The sequence below is a fragment of the Pseudoalteromonas sp. SR44-5 genome (genome assembly GCF_014163675.1).
Taxonomy (GTDB): domain Bacteria; phylum Pseudomonadota; class Gammaproteobacteria; order Enterobacterales; family Alteromonadaceae; genus Pseudoalteromonas; species Pseudoalteromonas rhizosphaerae.
Window position 1 is genome coordinate 206760 of sequence record NZ_JACJDT010000004.1, and the last position, 8340, is coordinate 215099.

Consider the following 8340-nt stretch of genomic DNA (forward strand, 5'->3'; position numbering starts at 1 on the left):
ATTGTTAAATTACTGGAATGAGGAAAGGTAATGAGTATATATAATTTTTGTGCTGGGCCTGCAATGTTGCCGCCAGCTGTGATGGAAAAAGCACAAAAAGAATTTCTTGATTGGCAAGATTTAGGTGTATCGGTGATGGAGATCAGTCACCGTAGTAAAGAATTTTTAGCATTAACGGCACAATGTGAAGCAAGCTTACGCCGGTTAATGAATATCAGCGATGAATTTGAAGTGCTGTTTATGCATGGCGGTGGTCGAGGCCAATTTGCTGCAGTGCCACTGAACCTGCACCAAGCAGGTAAAGACGCCGTATATTGTGAAAATGGTGTGTGGTCTAAAGGTGCGGTTGACGAAGCGGTCAAATTCACTACCGTCACTGAGCTTGATGTCCGTAATGACACAAATGAGCAATTTTCTATCAAACCAGTTAGTGAGTGGCAATTTCCAGCCGATCCTTCATACATCCACTATTGTCCAAATGAAACCATTGATGGCATTGAAGTGTTTGATGTACCAAGTCACCCAACAGCGCCGATCGTTGCAGACATGTCATCAACTATTTTATCGCGTGAGTTTGATGTTGATCAGTTTGATTTAATTTACGCTGGTGCACAAAAGAATATTGGTCCATCAGGCCTTGCCATTGTGATCATTCGTAAAACGTTGCTTGAGCGTGAAGGGGTTGCAAAGCCAGGTATATTTGATTACGCACTCGAAGTAAAACAAGGCAGCATGTATAACACGCCACCTACGTTTGCTTGGTATTTAGCGGCAGAAGTATTTGACTGGCTTGAGAAAAATGGTGGTGTTAAAGCCATGGAACAGCAAAATATAGCAAAAGCCGAACTGCTGTACGGCTTTATTGATGAATCACCGTTTTATAGTAATAAGGTTGCTAAGCATTGTCGTTCACGTATGAATGTGCCTTTTTGGCTCAATGATGAAAGCTTAAATGCACAGTTTTTAGCCCAAGCAAAAGAAGCTGGCTTACTTGCACTTGAAGGTCACCGTATTGTTGGCGGTATGCGTGCGAGTATTTACAACGCCATGCCACTTGCCGGTGTACAAGCGTTAGTTGACTTTATGGCGAAATTTGCCAAGGAGCACAGTTAATGGAGCAGTTACGCTTAGAGCCAATCAATCTAGTAAATGGCAGTGTTACCTTACCTGGCTCAAAAAGTTTATCAAATCGTATTTTATTGTTAGCGGCACTTGCGCAAGGCACAACGGTTGTAGAAAACTTATTAGACAGTGATGATATTCGTCATATGCTTGGTGCATTAAAATTATTGGGCGTTGATGTCAGTCTTAATGATGATAAAACTGTAGCCACTGTAAAAGGTGTTGGCGGGCAGTTTTTGACTCCAGCTGAGCCATTGTTTTTAGGTAATGCAGGCACTGCGTATCGCCCACTGACTGCGGTTTTAGCCGCTGTGAAGGGAAACTATGAACTAATTGGCGAGCCACGTATGGAGGAACGTCCAATTGGTCACCTAGTTGATGCATTACAAGCGCTCGGTGGGGATGTTAGTTATTTAAAAAATAAAGACTATCCGCCACTTAAAATTGTTGGTGGGCAAATTAATGGCGGCAACGTTGCAATTGATGGCAGTATTTCGAGCCAATTTCTTACCGCATTATTAATGGCAGCGCCGTTATTTAATGGCGATACGTGCATTACAATTAAGGGGACGTTGGTATCTAAACCGTATATTGATATTACCTTAGATGTAATGGCTCGCTTTGGCATATCGGTAACTCACGATAACTATAAAACCTTTACTGTAAAAGGTGCGCAGCAATACCAAGCTGTTGAGCGTATTATGGTTGAAGGGGATGCATCAAGTGCATCTTACTTTGTCGCTGCGGCGGCAATTGCCGGTGGTGAAATCGAGATCAAAGGTGTAGGTGCAAAATCTGTGCAAGGCGATATCGGCTTTGCAAAAGTGATGGAGCAGGTCGGTGCTAAAATAGATTGGTATGACGAGCGCTTAGTGGTACGTAAAGGCGAATTAAAAGGTGTTGATATCGATGCCAATGCTATTCCTGATGCGGCGATGACCCTTGCGACAGTGGCGTTATTTGCAGATGGTCCAACCGCTATTCGTAATATCTATAACTGGCGCGTAAAAGAAACTGATCGCTTACATGCAATGGCGACAGAGCTGCGTAAAGTGGGCGCAGAGGTTATTGAAGGTGAAGATTTCATCGAAATAACACCGCCAAAACACTTTAACGATGTGGCGATTGATACCTATGACGACCACCGTATTGCGATGTGTTTTGCCATGGTAGCGGTAGGCGGCAAGCCAATAACTATCAATGATCCTAAGTGTACATACAAGACATTTCCAACATTTTTCAATGTACTAGCATCGGTTAGTCAATAAATGACTAAAGTTGAAATATAAAAAGTTACATACAAAAAGCGGATATATTTAATTAAGTAACGTATAATGTCGCAGTTTTATTTTGGTGTGCATTGCAGGAGGTTTAAATGCAGGCGTTATTAATGCCCGTGATCACCGTTGATGGCCCAAGTGGTTCAGGTAAAGGAACTGTTTGTCGCTTGTTAGCCGATAAATTAGGGTGGGATGTACTGGATAGTGGCGCGATTTATCGCGTATTAGCACTAGCAGCACTTCATCACCAAATTGCACTAGACAACGAAGAGGCATTGGTGCCTTTAGCTGCTAACTTAGATGTGCAGTTTTTAGTTGATAGTCAAACTAACGCTGGAAAGGTTATTCTGGAAGGTGAAGATGTATCAACAACAATTCGAAATGAAGAAGTAGGAGCTGCCGCTTCAAAAGTAGCAGCCTTACCGCGCGTTAGAGAAGCATTATTACGGCGCCAACGTGCATTTCGAACTGAAAATGGGCTAATAGCCGATGGCCGCGATATGGGCACTGTGGTGTTCCAAGATGCTCCATTAAAAATTTATTTAACCGCTAGTGCAGAAGAACGCGCGCGCCGACGTTTTGTTGAGTTGAATGAACGCGGTCTTGATGTTACACTTAGTGGTCTATTAGAAGATATTCAAGCACGTGATGACCGCGATATGAATCGTGCTGTTGCGCCGCTTGTACCAGCTGACGATGCTATTGAACTCGATACTAGCGAGCTTAATGCACAGCAAGTGTTTGATAAGGTTATGACTTTATTAGATGCAGCGATTGTCGAAGGTAAACTTCCAAAACGACGATAAACTATTTATGCGCCAGCAGGATGCCAGTGCTATTTTAACAACCCCATGCAGCATGGTTGCTTATTGGTAATAATATATGAGACGTATATTCGTATGTCAGAAAATTTTGCGCAGTTATTTGAAGAAAGCTTAAAGGGTTTTGAAGCAGAGCAAGGCTCTATCGTTAAAGGTACAGTTATCTCTATCGAGAACAACATTGTACTTGTAGATGCTGGTCTTAAATCAGAAAGTGCTATCCCTGCAGAGCAGTTCAAAAATGCTGCTGGTGAACTAGAAGTTGCTGTTGGCGACGAAGTAGATGTTGCACTAGATGCAATTGAAGACGGTTTCGGTGAAACTATCCTTTCTCGTGAGAAAGCGAAGCGTCACGAAGCGTGGATCCGTCTTGAGAAAGCATGTGAAGAGCAAGAGACTGTTACTGGTGTTATCAACGGTAAAGTTAAAGGCGGTTTCACTGTTGAAGTTGATTCAATCCGTGCTTTCCTACCTGGTTCACTTGTTGATGTTCGTCCAGTACGTGACACAACTCACCTTGAAGGCAAAGAGCTTGAATTTAAAGTAATCAAGCTTGATCAAAAACGTAACAACGTTGTAGTTTCACGTCGTGCAGTTATCGAATCTGAAAACTCACAAGAACGTGAAGAGCTTCTTGCTAACCTTGTTGAAGGTCAAGAAGTTAAAGGTATCGTTAAGAACCTTACTGACTACGGTGCATTCGTTGACCTTGGTGGTGTTGATGGTCTACTACACATTACTGATATGGCGTGGAAGCGTGTTAAGCACCCTTCAGAAATCGTTAATGTTGGCGACGAAATCGCAGTTAAAGTTCTTAAATTCGACAAAGATAAAACTCGTGTATCTCTAGGCCTTAAACAGCTTGGTGAAGATCCATGGGCAGCTATCGCAGGTCGTTACCCAGAAGGTTCTAAACTTTCTGGTCGTGTAACTAACCTTACAGATTACGGTTGCTTCGTAGAAATCGAAGAAGGCGTTGAAGGTCTAGTACACGTTTCTGAAATGGATTGGACTAACAAGAACATCCATCCTTCTAAAGTTGTTAGCTTAGGCGACACTGTTGAAGTTATGGTTCTTGAAATCGACGAAGAACGTCGTCGTATTTCACTTGGTCTTAAGCAATGTATTGCTAATCCTTGGCAAGAATTTGCTCGTCTTCAAAACAAAGGCGATCAAGTTACTGGTAAGATCAAATCAATCACTGACTTCGGTATCTTTATCGGTCTTGACGGTGGTATTGACGGTCTTGTACACCTTTCAGACATTTCTTGGAATACACCTGGCGAAGACGCTGTACGTGAATTCAAGAAAGGCGACGAAATCACTGCTATCGTATTGCAAGTTGACCCAGAGCGTGAACGTATCTCTCTAGGTGTTAAGCAAATCGAAGCTGACCCATTCAATAACTACCTTGATGCAAACAAAAAAGGTGCTATTGTTAAAGGTAAAGTGACAGAAGTTGATGCGAAAGGCGCAACTGTTGAACTTATCGAAGGCGTTGAAGGTTACATCCGTGTAGCTGATATCGCTCAAGAGCGCGTTGAAGATGCAACTACTGTTGTTTCTGTAGGCGACGAAATTGAAGTGAAATATGTTGGTGTTGATCGTAAGAACCGCACTTTAAGCCTTTCAGTTAAAGCTCTTTTCGAAGCAGAAGAGAAAGAAGTACTAGAAAAGCTTAAGAAAGAAGAGCCAGTGTTCGAAAACGCAATGGCAGCTGCATTCGCAAATGCACAAAAAGACTAATTAATCAGTCTTAATTGGAAGGGCAGTGTTGCCCTTCCTTTATCTCTTTTTAAGGAAACGTTATGACTAAGTCAGAATTGATAGAACAATTAGCCGAGCAACACGCGCATGTACCTGTGAAAGATGTTGAGAATGCTGTTAAAGAAATTCTTGAACAAATGGCCGGCTCATTATCAAGCTCAGATCGTATTGAAATCCGTGGCTTTGGTAGTTTCTCATTACACTTTCGTTCACCTCGCACAGGTCGTAATCCAAAGACTGGCGACACGGTTGAGTTAGAAGGTAAGCACGTACCACATTTTAAACCAGGCAAAGAGTTACGAGATCGCGTAAACGCGAGCATTGCCTAGTTATTTAGTTGGAGTAGTTACTTGTTTAGGGTATTAAAAATTATCCTGGTAGCAATATGCTTAATTTTTGCATTTGTACTTGGTTCGCAAAATCCACAGTTAGTGCAAATAAATTATATTATTGCCAGCAATACTTTACCCCTCGCAATGATAATAAGTATCTGCTTTGCTTTAGGTGTCGCAATTGGTTGTTTTATTAGCTTTAAATTGTTTTCGCAATTAAAGTGGCAAAACTATCGTTTGAAAAAAAAATTAGCGCCTGAAAAAGATAATAATAAGCTTGTTGCTAATAAAGACACCTAACTATGATTGAGCTTTTGTTTTTACTTTTACCTGTTGCGGCCGGTTATGGCTGGATCATGGGTAAAAATAGCGCTAAAAACCAAGCTCATCAACTTAATCGTCAGATCACATCTGAATACAGTAAAGGCTTAAAGTTTTTACTCGACAGAGAGGAAGATCAAGGCCTTGAGCACCTCATCAACTTGCTTGAAGTCGCCGCTGACTCTGTTGAACATTATTCTACATTAGCAACGATGTTTCGCCGCCGAGGTGAATTAGATCGTGCAATAAAAATCCACGAATTACTGCTCAAACACCCAAGCCTTAATGAACAACAAGCTGCTGCTAGTCGCCTTGAACTTGCTGAAGATTATATTATGGCGGGTTTGCTTGATGGCGCCGAAGAACATTTAGTGTGGTTAGTAAAAGCCAACCACAGTGATGCATTAGAGCCGATACTTAATCTATATTCGCAAACACGCGAATGGGAAAAGGGTATCAATATGTTTGAAGCACACAGTGATTTATTTTCAAAGCCGCAACATTTCAAAGCCATTGCTAACTTTTATTGTGAAGCTGCGTTGCTTAGCAATGATCCGCAAATTATGCGCAAAGCCATTAGCCTAAATCATAAAGCGATCCGCCCATTATATGAATTAGGTAAATCAGCATTTGCAAAAGAAGATTACGTAAAAGCAATTTATTATTGGCGTGAGCTGATCTGTAGTTTCACTTTTTTTGCCCCCTTGTTTATAGATGATTTAGCTCACAGTTATGAGCAATTAAACTTAACCCACCAATTTCATGAATTATTACAGCAGCTACTTGATAAGGGTGGGGTGCTAATAAAAATAAAACATTGCCAAGCATTACTTGAGCAAGGGCATACCGAACAAGCAATTAAATTTTTAACTGATAGTTTAAAACGTCAGCCGACAATTCGTGGCTTTAGTTTTTTATTACAGCTATTAGCAAAACAAAATAATGATATTAAAGATGTACTAGACCAAATAGATAAACTGGTCACATCTTATATTGCGACCAAGCCAGATTTTCAGTGCCAACACTGTGGCTTTACCAGTCATACAATTTATTGGGTTTGTCCTTCGTGCAAACATTGGGAAACCATAGTACCGAGCCGTGGTTTAGACGGTTTTTAGTTTTCTATAAAAATATTCACTTACTTCTACAATCAGTTTTAGGAAAGTTATGTCTCTCGAACATTCAAAAAAAATTCTTATCGCCCTCGATTACGATGATCAGCAAACCGCTTTAAACTTTGTAAAGCAATTATCGCCTGATACATGTCGTTTAAAAGTAGGCAAAGAAATGTTTACCTATTTTGGACCTGCTTTTGTAAAAGAATTAATTGACCTTGGCTTTGACGTATTCTTAGATTTAAAGTTTCATGATATTCCAAATACAGTTGCCAAAGCGGTTACCGCAGCTGCCAAAATGGGTGTTTGGATGGTGAATGTTCACGCCAGTGGCGGTGTTGAAATGATGACTAAAGCCAAACAAGCGCTTGAGCAATTTGGTGATAAAGCGCCATTATTAATTGCCGTAACCGTTTTAACCAGCATGGATGAAACAGAGCTTAAGCGTTTAGGTGTTGATAAAACCCCAGAACAGCAGGTTATTTATTTAGCAAAACTTGCCAAAGAGTCAGGCCTTGACGGGGTAGTGTGCTCAGCGCAAGAAGCCAAGCAATTAAAATCGCTACTCGGTAACGATTTTAAATTGGTGACGCCAGGTATTCGCCCTGCGGGAAGTGATGCAGGAGATCAAAAACGTATCATGACACCAAAGCAAGCAATTGAAGATGGCAGCGATTATTTAGTTGTTGGCCGTCCAATTACACAAGCCGCAGACCCAGTTGCGGTTCTTAAAGAAATTAATGACTCGATAAAATAAACAAGCGTTATTTTTAACTATTACTAATACAAAGAACAAAGAACAAAGAGCAAAGTATTTACTTTGCTCTTTTTGTTTCTAGGTATACAAACTTAATAAGTTGGCGATGAATAGGCTAGAATTTAGAATTTGGCAGTTGCAGATGGTCGGCACGAGCCTGTAGAACAACTCGATTTTAATTTATTTTTATTGGTGGTTTAACCATGCCAATACTAAGCGCTAAGTTTCCCCTCATTTACTTCTCATTCCCTTCTCTTTGTGCAAAAAAAACTTAGTAAATTATTCACAAAGAGGTTAAGAGACGCTGCGCTTAAGAGTAATACAGATGATAGACCCACGGAGTGTTTATATGGCAATGGCGCAATAGCCCGCACCAAAGTACGCAGTTTTTAGATCAATATTCATTACGGGAGGTGAACCGCCCATTGCACTACCTGCTAATAAAAAGCGCATGATGGGTGGTGCGGGGGCTGGAGGTTAGAGACCTCCGGCTACCCGATTATACGCAAGCTGCGCTTACTGAATTTCTTGCTGCCAATTAACCTTTTGGTAAACTGATTTTTGATTGAAGTTAGTATTACCAGTAGTCGGGCCAACATAATAATACATACCACCTGAGAAACCTGCACCAACAACCGAAGTAAGCTGTGTGGGTAAAGCAGCCACTGCATCTTTAGCATTTAAAAATACATTATTTTCAGGGTAAGCGCTTTTAAGAGACGGATCAGATAAAGATTGTATAGACTGGTTGATGATACGGCTTGAAATTGCTTTGTGGGTTTGACCTTTTGCCCAGCCTAACGTTTTTCCAGTAAATATATTAAG

Annotated in this window: 9 protein-coding genes; 8 read left to right on the forward strand and 1 reads right to left on the reverse strand. The window is 41.0% G+C overall.

What is annotated here, in order from left to right:
* Positions 1 to 30 precede the first annotated feature (30 nt).
* The 8 genes from serC (at position 31) to pyrF (ending at position 7515) form a co-directional block, all read left to right on the forward strand.
* Complete coding sequence (serC, locus tag H5154_RS03875; protein WP_182717451.1) at positions 31 to 1113, forward strand: 3-phosphoserine/phosphohydroxythreonine transaminase; 1083 nt, start codon at positions 31 to 33, stop codon at positions 1111 to 1113.
* Positions 1113 to 2390, forward strand: a complete 1278-nt coding sequence (gene aroA, locus H5154_RS03880; RefSeq protein ID WP_182717452.1) for a 3-phosphoshikimate 1-carboxyvinyltransferase — start codon at positions 1113 to 1115, stop codon at positions 2388 to 2390. Before serC ends, aroA begins: the two co-directional genes overlap by 1 nt.
* A gap of 107 nt (positions 2391 to 2497) precedes the next feature.
* Positions 2498 to 3208 (forward strand): (d)CMP kinase, encoded by a 711-nt coding sequence (gene cmk / locus H5154_RS03885; protein ID WP_149982486.1) that lies wholly within the window; start codon positions 2498 to 2500, stop codon positions 3206 to 3208.
* 93 nt (positions 3209 to 3301) lie between these two features.
* Positions 3302 to 4969 carry a 30S ribosomal protein S1 gene (rpsA, locus tag H5154_RS03890; protein ID WP_029216020.1) on the forward strand — a complete coding sequence of 556 codons (1668 nt, stop codon included), beginning with the start codon at positions 3302 to 3304 and terminating at the stop codon, positions 4967 to 4969.
* A gap of 62 nt (positions 4970 to 5031) precedes the next feature.
* Positions 5032 to 5319, forward strand: a complete 288-nt coding sequence (ihfB, locus tag H5154_RS03895) for an integration host factor subunit beta (protein ID WP_016707218.1) — start codon at positions 5032 to 5034, stop codon at positions 5317 to 5319.
* Positions 5320 to 5340: 21 nt separating this feature from the next.
* Positions 5341 to 5622, forward strand: a complete 282-nt coding sequence (locus H5154_RS03900) for a lipopolysaccharide assembly protein LapA domain-containing protein (RefSeq protein WP_016707217.1) — start codon at positions 5341 to 5343, stop codon at positions 5620 to 5622.
* A gap of 2 nt (positions 5623 to 5624) precedes the next feature.
* Complete coding sequence (gene lapB, locus H5154_RS03905) at positions 5625 to 6761, forward strand: lipopolysaccharide assembly protein LapB (protein WP_145233226.1); 1137 nt, start codon at positions 5625 to 5627, stop codon at positions 6759 to 6761.
* A 49-nt stretch (positions 6762 to 6810) separates the two neighbouring features.
* Positions 6811 to 7515 carry an orotidine-5'-phosphate decarboxylase gene (gene pyrF / locus H5154_RS03910; protein ID WP_182717453.1) on the forward strand — a complete coding sequence of 235 codons (705 nt, stop codon included), beginning with the start codon at positions 6811 to 6813 and terminating at the stop codon, positions 7513 to 7515.
* 516 nt (positions 7516 to 8031) lie between these two features.
* Here the strand turns inward: pyrF and H5154_RS03915 are convergent.
* Positions 8032 to 8340, reverse strand: a 309-nt coding sequence (locus H5154_RS03915) for a hypothetical protein (RefSeq protein WP_182717454.1), incomplete at its 5' end; no start/stop codon positions are given.

Excerpts from the sequence above, each read along its gene's own strand:
- cmk (WP_149982486.1), top strand. The coding sequence starts at position 2,498 with ATGCAGGCGTTATTAATGCCCGTGATCACCGTTGATGGCCCAAGTGGT.
- lapB (WP_145233226.1), top strand. The coding sequence starts at position 5,625 with ATGATTGAGCTTTTGTTTTTACTTTTACCTGTTGCGGCCGGTTATGGC.
- ihfB (WP_016707218.1), top strand. The coding sequence starts at position 5,032 with ATGACTAAGTCAGAATTGATAGAACAATTAGCCGAGCAACACGCGCAT.
- aroA (WP_182717452.1), top strand. The coding sequence starts at position 1,113 with ATGGAGCAGTTACGCTTAGAGCCAATCAATCTAGTAAATGGCAGTGTT.
- pyrF (WP_182717453.1), top strand. The coding sequence starts at position 6,811 with ATGTCTCTCGAACATTCAAAAAAAATTCTTATCGCCCTCGATTACGAT.
- rpsA (WP_029216020.1), top strand. The coding sequence starts at position 3,302 with ATGTCAGAAAATTTTGCGCAGTTATTTGAAGAAAGCTTAAAGGGTTTT.
- serC (WP_182717451.1), top strand. The coding sequence starts at position 31 with ATGAGTATATATAATTTTTGTGCTGGGCCTGCAATGTTGCCGCCAGCT.